Origin of the sequence: Paenibacillus sp. FSL W7-1279 (genome assembly GCF_037969845.1) — a bacterium.
Lineage (GTDB): Bacteria > Bacillota > Bacilli > Paenibacillales > Paenibacillaceae > Paenibacillus_AQ.
In genome coordinates, this window is sequence record NZ_CP150215.1 from 6802501 (window position 1) to 6826132 (window position 23632).

At 48.2% G+C, this 23632-nt stretch carries 10 protein-coding genes (1 of these 10 cut by a window edge); 4 read left to right on the top strand and 6 right to left on the bottom strand.

Going from position 1 to position 23632, the window contains the following annotated elements:
• Positions 1 to 491, top strand: the 3' end of a protein-coding gene (locus MKY82_RS31005) for an MFS transporter (RefSeq protein WP_339294970.1). It extends 766 nt beyond the left edge of the window; only the last 491 of its 1257 coding nucleotides appear in the window; its start codon lies beyond the left edge, outside the window; it ends in the stop codon at positions 489 to 491.
• A gap of 272 nt (positions 492 to 763) precedes the next feature.
• Complete coding sequence (locus tag MKY82_RS31010; protein WP_339294971.1) at positions 764 to 2542, top strand: LuxR C-terminal-related transcriptional regulator; 1779 nt, start codon at positions 764 to 766, stop codon at positions 2540 to 2542.
• Positions 2543 to 2701: 159 nt separating this feature from the next.
• Here MKY82_RS31010 and MKY82_RS31015 read toward each other — a convergent pair whose 3' ends face one another.
• The 6 genes from MKY82_RS31015 to MKY82_RS31040 all read right to left on the bottom strand — a co-directional run bounded on the left by MKY82_RS31015 (position 2702) and on the right by MKY82_RS31040 (position 18309).
• Positions 2702 to 6427, bottom strand: coding sequence for an S-layer homology domain-containing protein (locus MKY82_RS31015; RefSeq protein WP_339294972.1), 3726 nt, complete (start codon positions 6425 to 6427; stop codon positions 2702 to 2704).
• Between the two features lie 229 nt (positions 6428 to 6656).
• Positions 6657 to 11156: a S8 family serine peptidase gene (locus tag MKY82_RS31020; protein WP_339294973.1), complete on the bottom strand. Its 4500-nt coding sequence runs from the start codon at positions 11154 to 11156 to the stop codon at positions 6657 to 6659.
• Positions 11157 to 11518: 362 nt separating this feature from the next.
• Entirely contained in the window at positions 11519 to 13534 is a 2016-nt protein-coding gene (ligA, locus tag MKY82_RS31025; protein ID WP_339294974.1) for an NAD-dependent DNA ligase LigA, read from the bottom strand.
• A 138-nt stretch (positions 13535 to 13672) separates the two neighbouring features.
• The gene (gene pcrA / locus MKY82_RS31030) at positions 13673 to 16003 is read right to left on the bottom strand and encodes a DNA helicase PcrA (protein WP_194544731.1); all 2331 of its coding nucleotides are present in this window, start codon (positions 16001 to 16003) and stop codon (positions 13673 to 13675) included.
• A 315-nt stretch (positions 16004 to 16318) separates the two neighbouring features.
• On the bottom strand, positions 16319 to 17008 hold the full coding sequence (locus MKY82_RS31035; RefSeq protein WP_194544732.1) for a heptaprenylglyceryl phosphate synthase: 690 nt from the start codon (positions 17006 to 17008) through the stop codon (positions 16319 to 16321).
• A 428-nt stretch (positions 17009 to 17436) separates the two neighbouring features.
• Entirely contained in the window at positions 17437 to 18309 is an 873-nt protein-coding gene (locus MKY82_RS31040) for a phosphatidylinositol-specific phospholipase C/glycerophosphodiester phosphodiesterase family protein (RefSeq protein WP_339294975.1), read from the bottom strand.
• A gap of 906 nt (positions 18310 to 19215) precedes the next feature.
• On the opposite strand from MKY82_RS31040, the gene MKY82_RS31045 reads away from it, so the two are divergent.
• Positions 19216 to 21990 (top strand): hypothetical protein, encoded by a 2775-nt coding sequence (locus MKY82_RS31045; RefSeq protein WP_339294976.1) that lies wholly within the window; start codon positions 19216 to 19218, stop codon positions 21988 to 21990.
• A gap of 245 nt (positions 21991 to 22235) precedes the next feature.
• Positions 22236 to 22919: an acyltransferase family protein gene (locus tag MKY82_RS31050; protein WP_339294977.1), complete on the top strand. Its 684-nt coding sequence runs from the start codon at positions 22236 to 22238 to the stop codon at positions 22917 to 22919.
• Positions 22920 to 23632 lie beyond the last annotated feature (713 nt).

The window sequence follows — 23632 nt, forward strand, 5'->3', positions numbered from 1 at the left end:
ATTATGCGTTCTACCTCATGGATGCGTACAAGATCACGATTGATAACGCTCAGATTTATATTTTTCTATTTCTCGCATCCGGAGCTGTGGGTACCTTCTTCGGCGGTCCGCTGGCCGACCGCTTTGGCCGCCGCAACATGATCATGCTCTCCATGATCGGCACAGCACCCATTGCGTTGATTCTGCCGTTCGCCTCCCCGTTCTGGGCGGCTGTATTGCTCCTTATTGGCGGATTTGTTCTATTGTCCAGTTTTTCAGTTACCGTCGTCTATGCCCAAATGCTGCATCCGGGCAATATCGGTACGGTATCCGGGCTGATTACCGGGTTTGCTTTTGGCATGGGCGGGGTCGGTTCGCTTGTGCTCGGTAATCTCGGGGATGCTTGGGGAATCGGCAATGTTATGATCGCCATCGGCTTCTTGCCGCTGCTTGGTCTGCTTGCCCTGCTTCTTCCCGGTGATGATAAGCTGGACCAGTGGGCAAGAGATTAACAGTTTCCGCTAAGTCTCTGTAACCGTTCAGATTGCTTGCTTTAAATAACATAGTTATGGTCCTTATAAGACAGACGCCCAGATCATCCGCGCCGATACGGATCGACTGGGTGTCTGTCATTTATATTGACATAAAAAGGATATCTGTGCCTGTATCGCTAATCTTCCCTTCCTTTAGCGCTTTGTTTTTGATAATCCCAGTCAATAGACATGGTATACTAAACAAAATACAAGCCATAGTATGACCAGGCTAGACCAAAGGAATGTGCGATATGTTGAAAATCCCAGGATATACGATCATCGGCATCGTCTATGAGGATTCATATATAACGGTGGCGTATGCCCGTTCCGAGCGAACCCGGAGAACGATGCTCCTGAAAATTGTAAATGAAGGTACCCGTACAACGATCGAGAACGCGAAGCTCATCCACGAATATCATTTCCTCAGTGACTTGGATGTGGACGGGCTGTTCAAGCCAGTATCCTACCTATCATTCAAGACAATGATCGTGTTGGAGTTTGAACCCATCCACGCTATTACCTTAAGGGAATATGTGCGAATTCACGGCTCCTCACCCTCAGTATTAATACCAATGCTTGAGCGTGCTGCCCGCAGGCTGCAGGAACTGCATATCCACGACGTTCTTCATTTAAACATCAGGCCAGATACGCTCCTTGTTCAAGAAAGTTCCCAGGACGTTTATTTAACAGGCTTCGGATACGCCGTTCGCAGGGATCAAATGAATATAGAGGGACATGGCAGTCTGGAAGCCAATCCAATCTATATGTCTCCGGAACAAACCGGGAGAATAGGCCATCGACTGGACAGCAGAGCCGATATCTACTCACTTGGCGTAACATTCTACGAGCTATTCGCTCATAGACTTCCCTTTACCGCGAACGGCGCGCTTCCTTGGGCTCACGCCCATCTTACCATAAGGCCTGAGCCCTTCCATGATATTCATCTGCCTCAATGGATATCAGAACTTATCCTGAACATGCTGGAAAAGGACCCCGCTGACCGCTACTTCGACATGCAGAGCATTACTGAGGAAATAGCCCAGCATCGATTAGCGGCTATAAAAGAATCAGATTCGGATGCCAAGCGCTGCAAGCATGAAATCAGGCAGAATCCTTTCGCTTCCAATTCAATTCCGACTCAGCAGCATCATGAAGTACCCAATGCTAAGAACGAGGAGGATAAGTCCTTCCAAGAAACGATCCCCTCCATCTCGCTTTCAGGCCATATCGTCAACTATCCACAAGTGTTGGATTTGGCCGCCATCATGCAGGCATCACATATTTTTAACTCGGAGATCGTAACGGAACGAGTAGCTGAACGTTTCTTGCAGCTCCTGATTATGAACGCTGGTGCCCATCGCGGACTGATACTGACACTTCAGGAAGGCATGTGGTATGTAGAAGCTGAGGCAAAGCAAGACGGGAGACTTATGACGGCTTCTTCCCGGCGAACGCTCCTTGGGGATGCCCATAGAGTCAGTCGGCGTTTGCTCATTCAGACAGCGGAATCCAAAGCTGCCCTTTGCGGCTCGGCTGCCACATCAGGGATGGACGAGTTGAATTCCCCTTCTTCCGCTCATTCGGCAAAAGGTTCCGTGCTTTATTTTCCTGTCGTTGTACAGGATCAGTTGCTAGGAGTATTGTTTTTGCAAAATGATGTGATCACGAAAGCGTTTGCCCCCGAACGATTTCACGTGTTGAGTACCATTGCCTCCCAAGCTTTATTCGCCATTCATGCGAGAGTCCGCTCCCATGCCGAGCTGCAGCTTTCCGAACATGGCCTCCAAACAGTAAGAAAGCATACGGGAGAAGTGCATGATTTAACGGGACGGGAGAAGGAAGTGCTTCGCCTGATCTCAAAGGGGCTCTCGAATAAAGAAATCGCTGCGGCACTTACCATTACCCATGAGACAGTAAAGACCCACATCAAGAAAATCTTCGAAAAACTGAAAGTTGACCGAAGGGGAAAAGCCGCAGCCATCGCTAATACGCTTGGTTTGCTTCACGAGGACCATCAATCTCCTGAATAGCTCCTACCTTCAGAAAGAACTAAACGCCAGTTATAAGCTGCTATCCCGTCGCCTCTGTTCTTCTGTTCCACGAATCAGTTATGCTGGGCAGCAAGGGAAAGCTCTTATAATAGATCTAAAAAGCTTACTTAAGGAAGAGTCCTTAAGTAAGCTTTTCTTTTATACGCTCTGTTCAATTGCTGTTATAAAACGGTGTATAACCGCTGTTACCTCTGCTCGTGTTGCTAAGCCTCGAGGCAAAAATCGTCCCCCGGGGTATCCGTTCATCAACTCGTTCTCGACCACGTTGGATACATGCTGCTTCGCCCAGATAGAAATAGAGCTTTGATCTTTGAAGGACAGCATATCTTTGCTGGATTCACCGGAGGAAAGACTCGCAAGCCGGCTTGACTTAGACAGCATAACAGCCATTTGCTCACGTGTGATCGGATCATCAGGGCCAAAAGCACGGCTGCTGTAACCACCAATAATCCCATGGGCTAGAGCCGTGCGAATCGCATCGCCAGCCCAGTGATTTTTAATATCCTCGAATGCAGCGCTGTATTGCCCTTCTAATCCCAGGCTCCGTACCAGCAGCGCGACAAATTCGGCCCGGGTCACCAGACGGTCTGGTTTGTAGCTTCCGTCAGGATAACCTTTTGCCAGCTTCAGATCATATAGTGCCTGGATTTCCGACTCCGCCCAGTGGCCGGAAATATCCGCAAAGGCAGGAGTTTGTTTGCTAGGGGGCGGCTGAGTAGCAGACGAGTCGCCGTCATTTCCCTGAGCTGGTGTTGTTGGGGGTGGTGCTGGGGTTGAAATCGATCCTGGAAGTCCTTCGTTCTGATCCCCCTTATCTACCGGAGAAGGATTCGGCTCACTCCCGCCGTTTCCCGGAGTAGGATCAGTCGGTCCTGTATCTCCACCACCCGGCCGAGGCGTAACGTTAACCGTTCGAACAACCTCTTCCGCCTCATTGCCGGCACGATCGGCTACCGAATAACGGAGCGTGTATTGTCCCGGTCTGGAAGTATCGACTTTACCTTCAACCTCGATGCGATCCGTTAGATCCCCGTCCAGATTGTCAATGGCCGTGGCCCCCGGGTCCGTATAGTCAGAACCTTGCATCAATGAGATTCGAGAATCACCAAGCAGCGTAATCACCGGCTTCTCCCGATCGATATTCGTGATTTCGACCTGTTTTACCGACTCATTGCCTGCATGATCGCGGACATAATAAGTAATCCAGCCGTTCTCATGGACCTCCAGCTTATCGCTCCAAGGCTCACCACCTCCAACTCCGAAATAGGCAGCATCCTGTTGTCCGAAGACAAACTTGCGATCAACTAAAGGGCTCGGGGCATAGACCGAAGCGGTGACTGTTACTTCCTTTTGTGTTGGCACGGTTGGGGACACCGTAACCTGAATGACAGGCACACTTTTAAAAATATTCGTAATTTCAATGGTCTCAATCCTCTTGTTGCCCGCGGCACTCTCGGCGTATACCGTGTACCATCCGTTCAGCTCCGCTTCGAAGGTTCCGTTAAAGTCGTTCCCTTCCGCGTCAAAATAGGACAACGGCTGAATTCCCGGCGCCCACTTCGTAACCATGATCGGACTTAACGTACCGTATACATCAGCCGTCACGGCCACGTTCTGGTTCGTCGGATCCTTGATAGAAGGCTGCAGGCGGATGATCGGTTCTTCTTTATCGATGTTGCTTACATGCAAGGACTTAACATTCCCGTTACCGGCAGCGTCTTTCGCATATACCGTGTATTCTCCGTTCGCGTCCACCATAAATACATTCTGGAACACTGTGCCCCATCCCTGCTCGAAGTAGGCTTCATCCTGCACACCGGCGCTCCATTTCATAAGTGAGATCACGCCGGAGTTGTCCATGCCGGATACCCATATTTCGACATCCTGACTCGTCCACGCTTCGGGCGTCAGCCTCAGCTCCGATATGATCGGTTTTTCGTTATCCATTCGGGTAACCTCAATGACGGCCACGGCCTCGTAACCAGCATTGTCTTTAATATAAACGGTATACATTCCATTGCTGTCAACGGCAATGCTGCTACCGGTAAACGGAGTGCCTTCATTCATGAAATAATCGGGATCATGATGTCCGGCTGCCCATTTCTGCACTGCAATACCGCTGCCATTGTCCGTTATATCGAGCTGTATTCGTACGGGGCTGTTCGTCCAATTGATGTTGTCGAGTGAAAGACGGAGGTTTGGGCCACTTTTATAAATATTAGTGATTTCTACAGTCTCGATCTGTTCATTCCCGGCCTTGTCCTTGGCATAGACCGTGTATAGACCATTCTCCGAAACCGTAAAGCCTGTCCCTCGCAAGGCGCTCCCCTCTCCCGCAAAATAGGAATACGGCTGCTTGCCCGCTGCCCATTTGACGATCTCGATGCCGCTTTCCTGATCGGAGGCGTCTACAGTAATAGCGATATCCGTCTGCGTCGGCTCTGTCGTGGATGGCGCCAACGAAATTACAGGAGGGATGGCGTCCAGTTTGTCAATCGTGATCTGCTCTGTTACCGCATTCCCCGCTTGATCCTCTGCATAGACGGTGTAACCCCCGTTATCTGTCACTGTAAAAGAATCGCTGAACATGGTTCCGGCGCCATTCTTGAAAAATGCCAAAGGCTGGCTGCCGGCGGCCCACTTCGTGAGCTTAATCCCGCTGAGATCATCTGCGGTTGATGCGGTGATTTGGACAGACCCAGCTGCCCACCCCGTCGGCGATGACGTCAGGCTAAGCGTAGGTGATACTCGATCAATGTTCCCGATCTCAATGTACTGCACCGTCTCATTTCCCGCTTGATCGCTGGCGTACCAGGTATACCATCCGTTATTAAACGCGGTAAATGTGCCGCCTTGCGGCAAATGACCGTTATTATAGAAGAAGGACTCCGTTTGGCGGCCTTCCACCCATTTCTCAATCTGGACCCCGCTCCCCGTATCATAAGCTCGTCCGTTAACAATGACGTTGCCCTGTGTCCATTCTGACGTAGATTGCGTCAGAGATATCGACGGCGGGCTATTGTCGAAAAATACGGAGCTTCCATCCGTGGTTGCCGATACGGTCATTGGAATCCCTTCGTCTTGGTATGCAATGCTGAAATCTATTTGCCCTTCAGGATGGCTAGCGTCCAGCGTCACAGATGCCCTCCATTCGTTTAAGGCAGCGTTTGGTATAGCGGTTGCTTGTACTTGCTGTCCGGCTAGCATGACACTCGGAGATTGCAGTGCTGGAAGCGAAGTAAAGGACAGGGTAACGTTATCGCCTGCCAGTGCATATCCCGGATCGGCCCCATGGGACTCAATCGAAACACTCCGGATGAGGTCCGTCTTCAGGTTGTAACTTGCCTGGGAACGACTGTAGTTTAAGGCCTTGTTTTCGCCGCTCCAGGTGGTCGTATAATAACTTATTGTGGCCCATAACGCGTTAGCCGGCACCTCAGGACCACTTAAAACATTGACGCCGTCCACACTGTACGTATACTGCTGATTATCGATGGGGTGATTCTCAAAGAACGATCCATCAAAGTTGCTTAATGTCAGCCACTTCACATCGGCAGGAATGTCGTTCAATTGTCCAGTGGTAAGCATTCTCTTCTCCGTTGTAATCCCATCCCGGCTATAATAAAGCTCCATGCCGTCAAAATTGATCGGCACAAACGTGGCCCACTTTGCGCTTGATGGGACTTCCGATAAATTGGTCGACCTGATGGTCGTCCCGTCGCTGTAAATATGAAGGACTCCGGCAAATCCCCTTGGATCATAAACGATGTCACCGAGCGTCTCGGCCTGTACCTGTAATGCAAAAGCTTGATCTCTCACCGGAATGGCCAGGCTGCCTAATAGAAGCGGTACGATCATGGCCATCACAATGAATGTTTGTGCTACACTGCGCTTAATGGCTCTAATCCTCCTTTTTTTGTTTTTTAAACATACAACCTTAGTGAAATAGGAATGTATACCTATATAAAATAGTAGCTTTTGCCTGGGTAGATATACATCCCCCGTATGAGGGATCTTTGGAGAAAATGAAAAAGACTCGGCTGCTGCCAGCCGAGTCTTTCATAGTTAAAAATCCGCCTTTGCCTATCCTAGATTAGATTTTGTTCAGATAATCCAGCAAACGGTACACAATCACGGATACCTGAGCCCGAGTGGAAGTCTCACCCGGTCCGAAGCGGTTGCCATTCACTCCCTTCACCAGACCTTCCTTCACTGCAAAAGCTACGGCCGCACGTGCATCCTCCGAAATCAAATTCGTATCATTAAATGACAAGGAGCCTGCTTCGGAATCAATCTTCAGCGCTTCCGCAATCATGACCACCATATCCTCACGGGTCAGCGGATTCTTCGCTCCCGCTTCTTTGCTGCGTGTTTCCCAATCGATGCCTGTTTCGAAAATACGATCAAGCAGTGTCGCAAATTCGGCACGGGTCACCGCATTGTTCGGAGAGAAGCGGCCTGCACCTGTACCGTTCGTGATATGCTGCGAGGCAGCAACCTCGATCTCATCTTTAGCCCAGTGGCTGATGATGTCGTTAAAGGTCACGTTATTCTCGGCAGCCACATATGAACCAGGACCGTTAATACGGAACGTGATCGATCCACGCGCAGCCGATTGCAGCAATCCAGCGGATTGCAGGTCCCCTTTTTCCGATTGCACGTAGGCACCTACCTTGCGCGCATCCTTCACTTTTGTTGGGTCATAGTTCAATGTCAGCAAAAGCGGATGTTTAAACTTATCCCCATGCTTGATCGAAACGATCGGGGATACAGCGTTCAATGTGTTTTCGGATCCCGCTTTGCTTGCAGCTACGGAAACCGCTAAGCTGAATCCGCTGTTCGTAGTGAAATCATCCAAGGCATCGGCAGGCACCGTCAAGGTAAAACCGTTACCTGTAATAACAAGCGGTTTGCCGGATGCTTTCAGCTTATCCACGGCAGCCTTACCGAGGGTAAGGGCTACATCGCTATATTTGCCGAAATCCAGCTTCGATACGTCCAGCTTCACTTCTTTGCCGTCTCCGGTAATTCCTGCCGCAACCGCTGCTTCAGATAGAGCGGCCGTTGCAGACTCGGTACCATCCGCATTTTTCTTCGTGGTTACTTTGGCATCCCCCGTTAATTCAGGTGCTGGAGTGGTTGGAGTTCCTGTGGAACCCCCACCGGAGGACGAGCCTCCACCGCCTCCTCCAGATCCGCCACCTGGGTTACCTGGATCCGGGTTGCCTGGTCCAGGCGCGCCCGTCAACTGCAAAGATACGGAAGCCGTTCCTTGAAGTCCTTGACGGTCCTTGACGGAAAGCTCAACGGTATAGTTGCCTGAAGATAACCCGTCTAGGGCAATGTTAAATGCACCATCCTGTCCAACATCAAAGGTGCCTTGCTTGGCGACCGTTTTGTTAGCTCTTTTAATAACGTAATTGGCATCTAACCATTCGCTTACATCAAAATCAATTGCCCATTCATCCCACAGAGCCGGAACAGCCGTTACATAGAGGTCATCGATCGTACCGGTTAGTGCAGGATTACTCTTGCCGGATATTTTGACATCCAGCTCGGTTTGGATCGATGGTGCTGATCTCTTCACGAAGAAAGGAATCGTGGCATAATCGGAATAAACGATTCCATCCGTACCAAGGGATAAAAGCTCGATCGAATATAATCCGTCCTGAACCTCTGCCTCTTTCTCGGTTTCATAATCGGCATACTTCCCGTTCCAGCCGATCGTAAACGAGGTGTTTGCATCAAAATAGGCTTCCCCTCCGAATATTTGGCCAATAATACCGTCGCCGTCAACACCCGCTCCTGGATTAAGACTGTCATACAAGTCCACAATGACGATCTGCATCGGATTGTAGAATTCAAAAGCCAGGTTGAGTTTGCCCAATTCACCAGTCTTGGTCAACGGAACATGCGGTAAATAGTTCTCTTTGTCACTGTAAGCTTTTGTATATTTCACGCCTGTGATCTCAAGGTTAAAGTACGCCACGTAAGGAACCGAATAGGTGCGGGTTCCATTCGTAAAGGTAATATACCCTTGTTGTTCCGATACGCCCTCTATCCCTTCCGGCACTTGAAGGGTTACTGTAACCTCTTCTTGACCGTTGAGGGCGAAGGTGCTTTTATCGGTTGTGACGCTTACCCCCGGCGTGACCTGCGTGTTATTGATTTCCACGTTAAAAGTCCCGCCCGCACTTCCAATACTCTCTACCTTTATTTTTTTCTGAACGGTCTTGGCAGCTTTACCGGTAAAATTACCGAAGTTGATGCTTCCCGTAATGTTATCCTGCTCTTTACTTGTTCCGTTCTCCTGATACGATGTCTTGTCTAGGACCTTCACCAGAGCCTCTGCCTGGATGGTATTGAGTGCTTGTACGCGTCCGGCTCCTTGATCCGTTACATCGTAGGATTCGGTATTCAGCACTTTGGCGTTATTCATCAGTGCGACTTTGACGTCGAATGGAGTCCAGTCGTTGTGCTTCTCCAATATGAGAGCTGCAAGCCCTGCCACATGCGGGGATGCCATACTGGTGCCCGTGAAGCGATCATAGGATTGACTGTAATCTGCATCGGCAATGTCCCTACCGTACGCCGGAATGGATGACAATATGCTGGTTCCCGGTGCAACCACGTCAGGCTTGATGTCCAGCGTCTTTTTAGCCGGGCCGCGGGAGCTGGAATCATTGATTTCATCGCCTGCGGTTCGGTTCTTGATAAAATCCGTAAAATTCACTTTCATATTCGGGTTGGCATCGAGCAGCGATTTGATATAATCCCCGTCTTCTTTGCTCATACTAAAGGTCGGAATGAAGGCAAAACTGTCTCCAAGCAACACACCGATAGGTCCAGGGTTCTGGTTGAACACAATAACACCCTTCGCGTCTGCCGCCTTAGCATTGGCAATTTTTTCGACGAAGGCAATTTCGCCGCGTTTAATCAAAGCGATTTTGCCGGCTACGTCTTTACCCGTGAAATCCTCTGGCTTACCCAGACCCGCATAAACCAGTTCGAAATCGCCATCCAGGGCAACTTCAGGATCTTCGGCCAGATTCCAGGCCATTAATTCAAGCTTATACGTTGCATCTGTCACCGTGATCGGAGCGGCATCGTCTGCCGAGGGCCCTTCCTTATCCTTGACAGGTTCAACAGCCTCTTCTTCCGTGGCCGGCTCTTCTCCGGCTCCTTCAGTCGGTTGAGTCGGCTCTAGATCTTGCTCCGTATCGACGGAAGGCTCCGTCTCACCCATAGCAGCGGTGTCATCCGTCGATGTTGGCCCAGCGGCTTCATCTGCCTGCGCTCCTACATCCGTCTGCTCTTCAGGCGTAACGGGATGTGTCGGCTCAGCTCCAAGCTCCAACGGACCCTCATTGTTATCAATAGGCTCACCCGGCAATTCCGAATCCGTGAAAAAGTGCGCTGTTGCCGCAATTTCGTCACTTGGACCCGTTGAGTTTCCTACCGTAATCGGAAAAGCGGCCGCTCCTGGTGATCCAACCGTCCAGCGGTTAGGCCCCGAATTGCCGCTTGCAACGACTGGGGTGACACCAGCCAGCGCAGCATTGTTGAGTGCTACGGACGTCACATAGTCCGGATCATTGCGTGAATTGCCAAGGGAGAGGTTGATTATATCCATTCCGTCTTGAACGGAACGGTCAATACCACCCAGTACCCAGCTGGAATAGCCGCTTCCGTATGGCCCAAGAACTCGGTAAGCATAGATATCCGCTTCCGGCGCAATGCCCACGACTCCATATTCGCCGGCATCACGGGCCCCGATGGTACCCGCTACATGCGTTCCGTGATCCGTCCAATACGTACTCCCCCTGTCATCGACCTGTGGGGGATTGGAAGGGTCATTCTCCCAGTCGAGCGGAGTCGTCTCATAGGGATCGTTATCATTGTCTACGAAATCATATCCACCCTTATAAGCATCCTTCAAAACAGGGTGTACGTAATCAATACCCGTATCGATAACGCCTACTTTAATGCCTTTACCTGTATAACCGAGATCCCATACTTCCGGAGCACCGATGAACGGCCCCGTATCTTTCATGTATGGATTCACTTCGCCCTTCGGTCCAACCGTTACCTCCAGATCGGGATATACGCCTAGAACGCCAGGGAGATCAAGCAGCGCTTCAACCTTGCTGCCGTCGATCTCCATGGACACTCCGTTGAATGCGTAACTATATTGCTCCGAAATTTCGTGCGTTATATTCTTCGTGCTCAGGCTGCGTATAAAAGTCTGCTGCTCCAATTGCACTTGTTCCTCAACCTTCGCTTCTGCGGAAGAACTAAAGGATTGACCCTGAATAGAAGAAAGCCCTTTGGCTAAGGCCACTGGCTCAGTAGACAGCTCTACAATGACTCTTGTAGGACCCCCGGCAGATCTCTGCAGACTTTGATCAAGCACCGGAAACTCGGCAAGCTTAGCTCGCTGTTTCAGAATATCCTTTATCTGACCAGCTTCATCGGCACTGAGCTGATTGTCCAGCTCGATCTGCCGTTCTGACGGAGCGGCCCCAGCCGCTGGTGCAACGAGTGATAGCGTTAATACAAAACTTAGTAGTGCGGACCATAACTTTTTACTCAAGGCTTTGCCCCTCCCATAAGATAGATTTCCCAATCACATTAGGGTCTGGGATGTCATCAGCATATCTGCGCTGCCTAACGATGGTATCCACTCCTTTCCGCATAAGACTGACCCGTGGTAAATTATTCTAGAACTCAAAATTAGATTCCTTCATCCTTTTCTGTATGTTTTTGTTAAATCGAGTCGAATGTTTAGGAGCTTTTGACGAATGATCGAAAACGTCATAGATTCATAGAAAATATGGCTTACATCGCAAGTGAGGGAGAAGTCAGGGAACTGGGGAAAAGAGAAAAACCGAGGCTATCGATAGCCTCGGTTCACATGGAGTCGCAACTGATTCTGCAAGATATATCCAGGTTGTATTATGATTCGTCAAGCAACCGCACGAACTCTTCTTCATCCTCCAGGATGTCGATGCCGAGCTGCTGGGCTTTGGCCAGCTTGCTGCCGGCTTTTTCGCCTGCAATGAGGAGATCGGTTTTCTTGGACACGCTGCCGGTGACTTTGGCGCCGAGCGCTTCCAAGCGTTCGGTTGCCTCTTCGCGGGTCAGCAGATGGAGGGTGCCTGTCAGCACGACCGTTTTGCCGCTGAAGTAGGAATCGGTGCTGACCGGCTTCGGTGCTTCCGGCGCTTTTGCTTGGACACCCAGCGAGAGCATCTTCTGAATGCTTGCTTGGGCAAACGGGTCCGCAAAGTATCCAGCGATGCTTTCGGCCACGATGCTGCCAACGTCCGGCAGCTCGACCAATTCCTCTGCGGTCGCCGCCATCACGCGATGCAGATCGCGATAGTGATCGGCCAGCATTTTGGTTGTGGATTTGCCGGTATTCGGAATCCCCAGCGCAAAGAGGAAGGATGCAAGATCCCGCTCCTTACTCTTCTCGATGGCATCCAGCAGATTCTGGGCTTTTTTCTCGCCGAAGCGCTCCAGCTTCAGCAAGCTATCAAAAGATAACGTGTAAAGGTCAGCCGGTTCTCTTACACCCAGTTCGTCGTATAACTGGATCGCGGTTTTGTCGCTGAATGTTTCAATGTCCATGGCATCCCTGGAAGCAAAATGCGTGATCCGGGCCACGATTTGCGGTTTGCACCCCGTCTTGTTGTTGCAGAAGAGATGAGCGCCGCGCTGCTCCAGCGGGAATCCGCAGGATGGACACTGTTCCGGATACAGGATCTCTTCTCCGTCCTGCTCCTCCGTTACTTTGCCGAGGATCTCGGGAATAACGTCATTCGAACGGCGAATGAAGACTCGGGAGCCCAGTGCGAACTTGAGGTTCTTGCGCTCAATATCCCCGATATTGTTCAGCGTACAATTTTGCACCGTGACCCCGGCAAGCTCAACTGGCTCTACACGCGCTAACGGCGTGATTTTTCCGGTCCGCCCCACATTCCAGGTTACCGACTGCAGCACGGTCGTGGTTTCTTCCGCTTCGAATTTATAAGCGACTGCCCAGCGGGGGAACTTATCGGTATATCCAAGAGCTTCGCGAATGCGGAAATCGGTCACCTTCACCACCGCTCCGTCAATGAGATAATCGAGCTCGGAACGGCGTTTCTCGATATCGGCCAATTGCTCCATTACATCATCAAACTGCTCAAAATAGAAAATGTACGGATTGACCTTGAGCCGGTTCTCTCGCAGGAAATCCATCATTTCCTTGTGATCGGCAAAAGTGATTCCATCCGAATAACCTACATTATAGAAGTAAGCGTTCAGTTTACGCTCAGCCGTCACCTTGGGATTAAGATTGCGGAGCGCCCCTGCGGCGGCATTACGCGCGTTCTTGAGCGGCTCGGCCGCGGTTTGATTGTATTTGTCCAGCACGGACAGGTTCATGATGCCTTCGCCCTGTACTTCAATCGTACCTGCCGTGTACGGGATCGTCATCGGCACCGACTTGATGGTTTTCACCTGAGCCAAAATACCTTCGCCAACTGCACCGTTGCCCCGTGTCGACGCCTGAACGAGCTTGCCGTCCTGATAGGTCAGATTCAGCGTGAGCCCGTCAAACTTCAGCTCCAGTGCATAACAAGGTGCCTTGAGAGGATTGCCGGGATTCTTCGTATTATAGTCATTGACCAGCCTGACCACGCGATCATGCCAGGTACGGAGCTGCTCAATGTTCTGAGCCTTATCGAGACTCCATAACGGAGCCAAATGGCGGTGCGGGGCAAAACCCTTCAGAATCTCCCCGCCCACCCGCTGGGTCGGAGAATCCGGAAGCGTCACTCCGGTCTCGGCCTCCAACGCTACCAGCTGGTCGTACAGGGCGTCATATTCCTTGTCGCTTACAAGCGGCTGATCCAGCGTGTAGTAATGGTAATTGTAATTGTTCAGCTCCGCAATGAGCTTCTCCATCTTTTCCTTGAAATCCATGCAGGGGCAATCCTCCTTCAATAATATAAGGCCATTATAGGTTACGTTGTGACTTATGTGGACTGTTGTTCAACCATTGTATTACATTGTTGTCCAAACATCCTGCTCTTAACATGCAGCAACCACCATCGTCCTCGGTTATTCCACCTTCGTAATCGGCGCGAAGCCGGCAAGCAGACGTTTCACGCCCACAGGCGCCGGGAATGCAATCTGCAATTCCATGTCGTTGCCACTGCCTTTTACCGCTACGATCGTACCGGTTCCCCATTTGCCATGGGCCACTTTGTCGCCGGCTTTAAATTCCCCACTGCCCGAAGCAGCAGCCGGACGGGATGACCCACCGGTTGTCATCGTCACCCGGCTCTTCGGCGCAGCTTGCGCGGAAGCGGTCGATCCGCTGAGGGAGAGGTCAACACTGCGACCGCCGCCAAAGTTGCTGCCTCCACCGCCTCCGAAGCCGCGTCCTGCGTAAGATCCGCCCACATTGCTACCGCCGCCGCGGCGGTATCGGTCATGCGCCATCTGGGTGTCTTCCTTCAATTCTTCCGGGATCTCCTCCAGGAATCGCGATGGCATGTTCGCCGTCGTGCGGCCAAATAAGGTGCGCATACGTGCACAGGATAAGAACAACTGCTTCTCGGCGCGCGTGATGCCTACATAAGCTAGTCGGCGTTCCTCTTCCAGCTCCTCGTTATCCATAAAGGCACGGCTATGCGGGAATACCCCCTCCTCCATGCCGATGATGAACACCACCGGGAACTCCAGGCCTTTGGCACTGTGCATCGTCATGAGCACGACAGCGTCGTCACGATCTTCTTCGTCATCGTTCATCGAATCGATGTCCGCGATCAGCGCAAGATCCGTGAGGAAGGAGATGAGCGATTTATCCTCGTTGTTCTTCTCGAACTCTTGCGTCACCGACAGGAACTCGTCAATGTTCTCGAGGCGGGATCTGGATTCGATCGTATTCTCGTTTTGCAGCTCTAGGCGGTACTCGGACATTTCCAGTATTTTTTCCGTAAGCTCGGTGACCGACAGAAATTCGACCATTCGGCTAAGCGCGGCAATCATGTCGTAGAAGCCCACCAGCGCATTGCGTGTTCGTCCGGCAAAACCGAGGTCGTCCACGATTTCCAGCACGCGGAAAATCGAGATGCCCCGCTCTGCGGCTGCAGCAGCCAGCTTCGCAACGGTTGTGTCGCCGATGCTTCTTTTTGGCACGTTAATGATCCGCGTTAAACTGATATCGTCGTCCGGGTTGGAGATCAGGCGTAGGTAGGCGAGCAGGTCCTTAATCTCTTTGCGATCGTAGAACTTGATGCCCCCGACGATCTGGTACGGAATATCCGACTTGATCAGAATTTCCTCGATCACCCGGGACTGCGCATTGGTCCGATACAGAATCGCGTGGTCCTGATAGCTTTTGCCAGCGGTAACGCTCTTGCTGATTTCCGAGGTAACAAAATACCCCTCATCATGCTCCGTGTCTCCACGGAACACCTTGATCTTCGGTCCTTCACCCTGCTCGGTCCACAGATTCTTCGGTTTCCGGCCTGTGTTCAGGCCGATCACATTGTTGGCAGCATTCAAAATATTCGCTGTAGAACGGTAATTCTGCTCCAGCAGAATCGTCCGCGCCTCGGGATAATCCTGCTCAAAATTCAGGATGTTCGTGATATCCGCGCCACGCCAGCGGTAGATCGACTGATCGCTGTCCCCGACAACGCAGATGCGGTGATGGCTGTCTGCCAACATGCGGCAAAGCATGTACTGCGCCCGGTTGGTATCCTGATACTCATCCACGTGAATGTACTGGAACTTCCGCTGGTAGAAGTCGAGGACCTCCGGCACTTCCTTAAACAGCTGGATCGTGGTCATGATCAGATCGTCAAAATCGAGCGAGTTGTTGCTCTTTAAGCGCTTCTGATATTCCGTATATACCTTGGCAACAAGGGTTTCAAAATAGTCTCCGGCCTTCTGTTCATACTGCTGCGGGGAGATCAGCTCATTCTTAGCCGCGCTCATAGCTGCTTGAATTGCCTTCGGCTCGAATTTCTTCGGATCGATGTTGTGCTGCTTCATCACGTTCCGAATAACGGACAGCTGATCCGTCGAGTCTAGAATACTGAAATTCGATGTAAAGCCAATCCGTTCAATGTCTCTACGCAAAATCCGCACGCACATCGAGTGGAACGTCGATACCCAGATGTCCTGGCCTTCCCGGCCGACCAGCTTGGATACCCGCTCCTGCATCTCACGGGCTGCTTTATTCGTAAACGTAATCGCCAGGATGCTCCAAGGTGCAGCTTTGCGCGTGGCGATCAGGTACGCGATTCGGTGTGTCAGTACCCGCGTCTTACCGGAGCCGGCACCTGCCATAATGAGCAGCGGTCCGTCGGTTGCTTCAACGGCTTGGCGCTGCTGCGGATTCAGCCGTCTGACGGCGTCGTGTATATCAATGGAATGCATAGTATTGCCTCCTAATAAGTGTAGATTTGGTAAGGGAGAAACTTGGTTAAAGATGACAAGCGAAAAAAATGAAATAGGGTCTGGCAGATAGATAAAATTCAAAGTGAATGAATATGAATATAGAATACTGTCTGTCTAAGACACGGTGCGTTCTGCTAGCTTGGTTAAATGGATTATAAAATTAATTATTATATAAATGTATACTTAACCGTCACAAGGCGGATGGAGAAAACACACTATTATAGAGCCTGAACTGGCTTAACGCGCCTCTATATTTTTGGGCAGATCTTATTAATATCTTATAACAGAGACAAGTCAGCCCTTCACGGCCTTGACCGTTTCTAGCGCCTGCTCCAGATGATCATACACAACGTTTCCAACAACGATCGTATCAGCGATAGCTGCAGCCTCCAGCGCCTGCTGGAAGGTGGTAATTCCGCCACCATAGAACAAACGGGCGTTATCCAGCGATCTTCGAACCGTACGGACGGTCTCCATATCCCCATAAACGCCGCTGTATTCCAAATACACAATCGGCAGATTCATCAGCTTGTCCGCAATCTGGGCATAAGCGGCGGCAGCGCTCGCTTCAATTGAAGTCTCAGCTCCAGTCAGCTTCGCCACCGCGGCATTCTCGTTCAACACGATATACCCCTCGGTCACAACCAGATCCCACGGGATCATGTACCCGTAGCGTTCGATTCCTTCGCGATGCCGGCCCATAATCCAGGTCGGATCCTGCGTATTCAAAACCATCGGGACCATATATAGATCAAATCCGGGTACAACGGCTTCCAGATCGGATACTTCCTGCACGCACGGCAGCTCGTAACGCCGAACTCGGGACAGCAGATCCACGGTATTTTCATAAGTGACTCCGGTTGAGCCTCCGACCATAATGGCATCGGTTCCTGACAAACATACCGCATCAAGGGTCTCGTCATCGATCTCCTTGTCGGGGTCCAGCTTAAACACATGCCTCCAGGATTGTATCATCTCTTTCAAGCGTCATTCCTCCACGTTCACGGGTTACTATTATACTAAAATAAGTCTATGCTAGCACGGTAAGCAAGTCAATTTATGTTCGCATAAAATACGAACATTTTTTTGGTAATTGCGGTTTATCGGTTTAGCCGATATACGAACCGAACCTCTGGAACGGGATTGGTGCTGATACTTCGCTAAGAAAAACGTCAATCGATGTACATTCCCAGACCGTATGACGCACGATCCCAGACATATAGATGGTGGTTTTCTGTGATATCAAATAGGCCATGCTTCGAATTTATATCTTCTGATATCAAAAAATAGCCCGCGTCTCTTTGGGAGACAACGGACTTCGATGTTCGGCATCACTGTAAATGAAATTAGCCTTTTCAATTGACGGGCGATACAACATGGGGGCAAACCATGAAAAGCACCCTCTATGCGAGTCACTTTTTAAAAGTATATCTCAGGCTGTTCTGCTCCAACTCCGGCTCTGTGAGCAGATCTGAATAAACGCCATAAACTCCCCATTTTTCATAATTGTTCACGGTCGTGGTGTCATTGATGGTGTGGACATAAGTCACAGCACCCGCTTCCTTCAGCTTCGCTACGAAATTCGGGCTGACCTTGTACTCCGGCATGGTAACCGCGTCAATGTGGTTCTCCTGTATGAAGGCGGTGATCTCAGCAGGTGAGTCCTGCGTGGCATACAGCGTATATATAATCGATTGAAACGGGTAGATGTCCCTGACCATATCAAGCATCGGCTCATTGTAAATTTGGACGACAACCCGATCCAGAAGCTTCGGATTCCGTTCTTTAGCAGCGTTTACAATCTCCGCGAACAGGTACTGTATATCCCGGTCCTTCTGCTCCTTCGTATCCGTCACGATGTAGATATCGGGATGACGCTCCATCATATCCATAATCCCCTCAATATCCATCGGCTGGTATTGTTCCAAAATCGGCGTATTAATGAATTCCTCATGGCTCAGGCGCGCTGCCTGCTTATCATCGGGGAGTTTCTCCTTCTGACCCAGCTGCTGTGTCATGCTCTCCGTCCACTCATGCCTGGCCACGACTTTCCGGTCCTCCGTCAGCATCAAATCAATCTCGAACACCCTTGTGCCTTTCTCATAGTTAACAACCATGGCTTCATAAGCGTTCGTATAGGGCTGTTCCCCGATGCTTCCCATGGCATGAGCAATCAGGCGATAGGCCGCGAATCCTTGCGGTTCTTCTTCTTCCAACTCCAGATGAGTCAGAAGCAGTATTATAATGGCGGAAAATAATAGAAGGACAGCTGCGATCCGTTTCATGGTATCCCCACCCTTTGTTTCGTTCATCGCTGTTGCTAGGTAAATACCCGGTTACATGGTCGGCCAAACAAAAAACGTCATTTGGCGGCTGCCAAATGACGGAATGATTTTTTATAATACTGTTGGCCACTAGCTCTTGGCCTTCAAAAGGTAAATATACCATTTCAATCCCGCGTTGTGGTTAAACACACTGACTTTATCTACCACGTCAAACCCATCACAGCTTTCGATTTCGCCGATCTTATGCTCTACCATGAGATTCGGGATCGTGGGTGTTCATATGTGAATATAGGGAAAATATGATGACGCCATCCGGGGTCAGGTAACACGCATATTCCAAAAGCTTGCTAGAGGTATTGGGAACGTAAAAAAGATGACGTCGTAGCTTTTATGAGGAACATAATGATTGATGTCCGCGCGCTGAATTAAGTTTCTTGGCGTTTTGCCAGATGCGAATCCGATCGCTTCCTCAGACAAGTCTACAGCGGTATAATTCGATTTTCAGTCATACAACAGGACTCCCCCGCACCCCATATCCAGAATGCCCTCTTCCCCAAGGACTTTCGGATGTTACCGCACACGACCGAGTATCCGGCATATTCCGTGATGTCCGATGTAAATTACCTGATCAATCTGCGCCGATACCAACATCGGCTCCAATGAACTTCGACCGCCTCTTTGTCCAAGGCGAAGAAATCAAACCCGGCAAGAGCAGCAAGGGAAAGCATCGGCACCAAAGATCAAAAATATCAAGCCCGTCAACGTTAAGGGCGATGTAGATCAGGTATTGGTAGCAAAATGCTTTAATTTGCTTCTGACCGAGCTGCATAACGCCGGACTGATGGAGGAACAATAAATGTTGGGAGAGCTTCGGTTCTCCCTAATTTTTGTAACGCGAGGTGTATAATGGACTATGTTCAAGGCATCACACCAGAAGAACGATGGAAGAATGATAAATTAAATGAATTACGTCGTCAGGCCTTGCTCCTTGAGCAGATTGCGCAACTACTCAATGAGAAGGTAAGCCGAAACGAGGAAAGCGTGGTGACGGGGATGACAAGGAAAGTTAACAAGATCATAAATGCTGGGATAGCACAGAAAATGAGTCTACAAGGTGGGGACGAGTTCCATATGCATCCGCCAGCGGACGAAACACGGAATGGATTTATGACTGTAGAAGACGGAAAAACTATGAATGGCGCTACATTATCACCGAGGCCAAATACACTGACGCCAAATACACTGATGAAACGAAATCCATCAGGACGAGCGGAGGTATCCGAGCCACTGGAATTAGATAACATCGCACGAAAACAAGAAGTTGATAAAGTTGAAGAGGGTATAGTTATAAACATTACATCAAATGTTGCTCACCCAACTGAACACATATCTTACAGTGGTGAGGTAATTGGGGCCAGGAATGTCAAGCAAACAATCGATAAAACTGATAGTAGAATTGACAGCCTAATTTTAAATATTGGAGATGGCACACCAGAAGTTATTGACGCGAGGGGAGGATTCCCGTTATTAGGTGATCGGTTAGATGCTTTTGATAACAATATGGCCGGTATTGTATCTGTTACAAATTTCAATACCTTTGCTTCTGCCATAGATCACTTGAAAACTCTTGGAGGTGGTATATTAAGAGTCCCAAAAGGAACATACAATGAAAGTTTTAAAATCGATTCAGGTAATATCGCTCTAAAACTTGATGATGATGCAGTGATTGACGGAAAAATTTCGATCAAAGGAGAAGGAGTTGGGAAATCTAATTCAGTTTCCTTTGTTGGTGATTGGTCTGTATTTCCTTCCGGGACATCTGTTTTTAACGGGGACTTTTCCGCCTTTGGAGTCGGGGACGTTGTTATGATCGAAACGGGAATCCAAAATGCAACTTATAATCAGACCGGGATTGATTTTGGTACTGTTGCGTCTGCAAGTAGAACAAATTTAATGATTGATTTGCCTACAAAGTTTGCATATAACAATCCCACTATTTCAAAAGTATCTGGTGCAATGTATGTAACTGGTTCAATATCTGCAGATGACTCCAGTATAACGGGGAACTTCACGAATTTGTTGTCAGTTGGTGCTATCGTCAGATTTGAGAATCGCTCTGGTGACGGTGGCGCTGATTCCAGTACGGCTTATTTTGAAATAAACAAAGTAGTTTCTATTAGCTCGACCGCCGTTGTATTTGAAAATAAGTTTACTCATTCATTTACCGATTATTGGATAGTGAAGTTGAACTACATTGATAATGTTTCGATTTCAGGAGGTAAAATAAATACCCTGGAAGTTGAGTATGTTTCGGACTTTAAGATTGACGGAACGAAGCATGGTTTGACTAACGACGGGGAGTTTTACACAGTTTCATTAAAGTATATATACGAGTTTTATATTAGCACTATTGATGTAGAAGTAATATCAAAACCAATAGGCGTTGAACTTGTATATTGTTACAACGGATTTGTCTCAGGTGTAGTGGTTAGCGGAGCAAGAGGTTCAACAGATAATGCTAATCTAAAGCTAATGAGTTGCATCAATGTCGCACTTGATACAGTCGTTTCAACCGACACCAAAAGTTCAAGCGCAGAGGCTGTAATTCCTTTTATTATCGATTACTACTACACTCCGTATAAGTGCTGGAACGACAAACTGGTTATTGATTCTATCACGGCAACGGGAAACAAAAACCAAGAGGATTTAACTTCGCCTGATTTTTGGGCAATAGGTGTTAGGAATTCGATTGTCAGTGGTGTGGCCTGTAACAACCCAATCAGGATATCAAATAACCTCAATGTCATATACTCGGATCTTATCAATGACAGTACGCTTTTTTTAGATCAAGGGTGTGTGTCAATAGCGATTAATAATTTCAAGTGTGGATCACTCGACATTGTGGGACTTGTTTTGTCCACGATCTCTAATGGTATCCTAACAAGTAAAGATGCGGTGTTGTCTCGTGTTATATACCTTCACGGTAATACAAGATATGTGAAGTTAAAAGAAATCTATGTAAGTTTAAGTGCATATACCACGTTGTATATTCAAAACTCTGAACATATAGAGGTTGACGGAATATCGGATCAAGCAGCCGGTGAATACAGCGTTTTTCATGGAGACAGTGCCACAAACGTAAGATATGGCACTAACTTTTTCGCCAAAGCAACCCCTTCAAATACATCGTCAATCGCGCCGACGAAACATTATGGAATACCCAAGGGTGTTATTGTTCCTTTTTTCGTATTAGGAAGGAATTCTTACAGCGATAAAGGCGCAATAACAGGTGATGGAACAGAGTACAAATGTGTGTTTGATGGCGATGGCCTGAATACCTATAACAAAAACAATGTTACTGACCTGTCAAAATTTACGGTACCAGGCGAAGCTGCTGGAAATTACATGATTACAGCTTCTATTGGTTTGGAAGGATTAGGGTCGTCACATAATTTAGCTGAGTTGTATCTACTAAAAAACGGGACCCAAAAGTATTACCTTGACTACCGACAAATTTCTTTAACTGGCAGTTTGTATTTGAATGGGACCATCGTACTCCCCTTATTGGCTGCTGATTATTTGGAATTGTGCGTTAAAGTTGCGGGATCCAGCAGGACTATTACCTGGCCCTACTCAGAAATGGGCGGTCAACTTTCGGGGACTCTTCTGTTTGCTGAATAAAAAGAGGGATAACATAGAAATGTGTCGAATTACCCAGAAAGGAGCTAAGCAAATAATGTTACCGAAAGGCGGAAATTAATTGTTAGAGGTTAAAATAGAAAGAGTGTTCTATTTAGACTTTATTAGAGCACTCTCTATGTTGTCCATTGTAATATTCCATTTCAATGCTTGCTCGTTCAATCGGGGTAACCTTAGTTTTTTTTGACACATATCCAAATGGAAACTTGGGTAGGATCGGTGTCTCGTTGTTTTTTATTTTGTCAGGATCTGCATTGATGCTCACTTATAAAAAAGGGCTGTCAATAAAAAACTACCTTAAAAGAAGATTTATTTCTATTTATCCGATGTTTTGGGTAGCATATGCTATTGTGTTTTTGTATTATTTTTATAAATATTTTGCTATAAATCCATTTAGTCCAGAAGTGCCGAAATGGACTTTTGCTTTAAGTATAATTGGTTTAGACGGGTACTTATCTGGTCTTATTCCGAATTACTATATACTTGGTGAGTGGTTTTTAGGTTGTATTATAATTTTTTATTTCTTGTTCCCTGCGCTAAGGTATCTGCTTATTAAATTCCCTAAGATTTTGGCGATATCGTCGTTGGTTGTTTACTTTATCGTCATCCAAAATTATATTTTTGAATTACCAATCGACTATAATATATTGACAAGATTGCCTGAATTTTTGTTTGGAATGTACTTTGTTCAATACTTTAAAAAGGTTAACGTATATGCTTTCTTGGTTTCATTGGCTTTAGTTATTTTCATGTTGTTTGTTGAAATTCCTTCAATAAACTACATGTACACTATCTCATTATTCGGAATTCCACTTTTCATTGTACTGGCTTTTATAGGGCAACAAATAGGAAGAGAAAAAATTCAAAAACCCTTCTGTTTGTTAGCAAATACTCTTTTGCTATTTTCTTAATACATCATGTTATAACAGAACAGATGCTTGTACGTTTTTACCGAAAGAGTTATCACGCCAATTGAGACTTATTGTTTGTTCTTAATAGTTTGTGTAGTAATTGGCGTAGCCGCATTCTATTTGTTCAAACTGACGGATGCGTTCAAAGGGCTTTTCGTTTTTAACGAAAGACGTAAGAAGCCGACACCTTAATAACCATCCTAAACCTCAACAAGCAGCTAGATGGTATCAATTAATCTGTAGAATCCATAGAGATCAAGGACAGTCAAGCACTGTCTGCGGTCGACGTGGATTTTTTTATACCTATCTCGATTTGAAAAGGGGCTCTATAAATGGCGACCTACAAAGAATATTGGATGACGATGACGTTAAAACATGACATTCGTTCACAAATGACAAGGTTTTCGTTTGGTTGAACGAGTCCATATTGGAAATTCACGAAAGTTTGGAGGTAGATTCAATGCTCTTATAACTAACCAGCGGATTCTACATATTGGACAACCTCTGAGAAAAGCACTGATGCGCCGACATCTCATTATAATGGTATCATAGTTATATTTAAAAATAATTCTAGATTACTATTGTCCGCTGTGTTGTACATGCATGTTTAAGTGGAGAGGAATGGATCGAATGTCCGAAGTTTATTCGGTATCGAATGTTATCGCTTCATGTAAGGCTGTGACAGTACAGGGATCTTTACAAGAGGCGTCGGG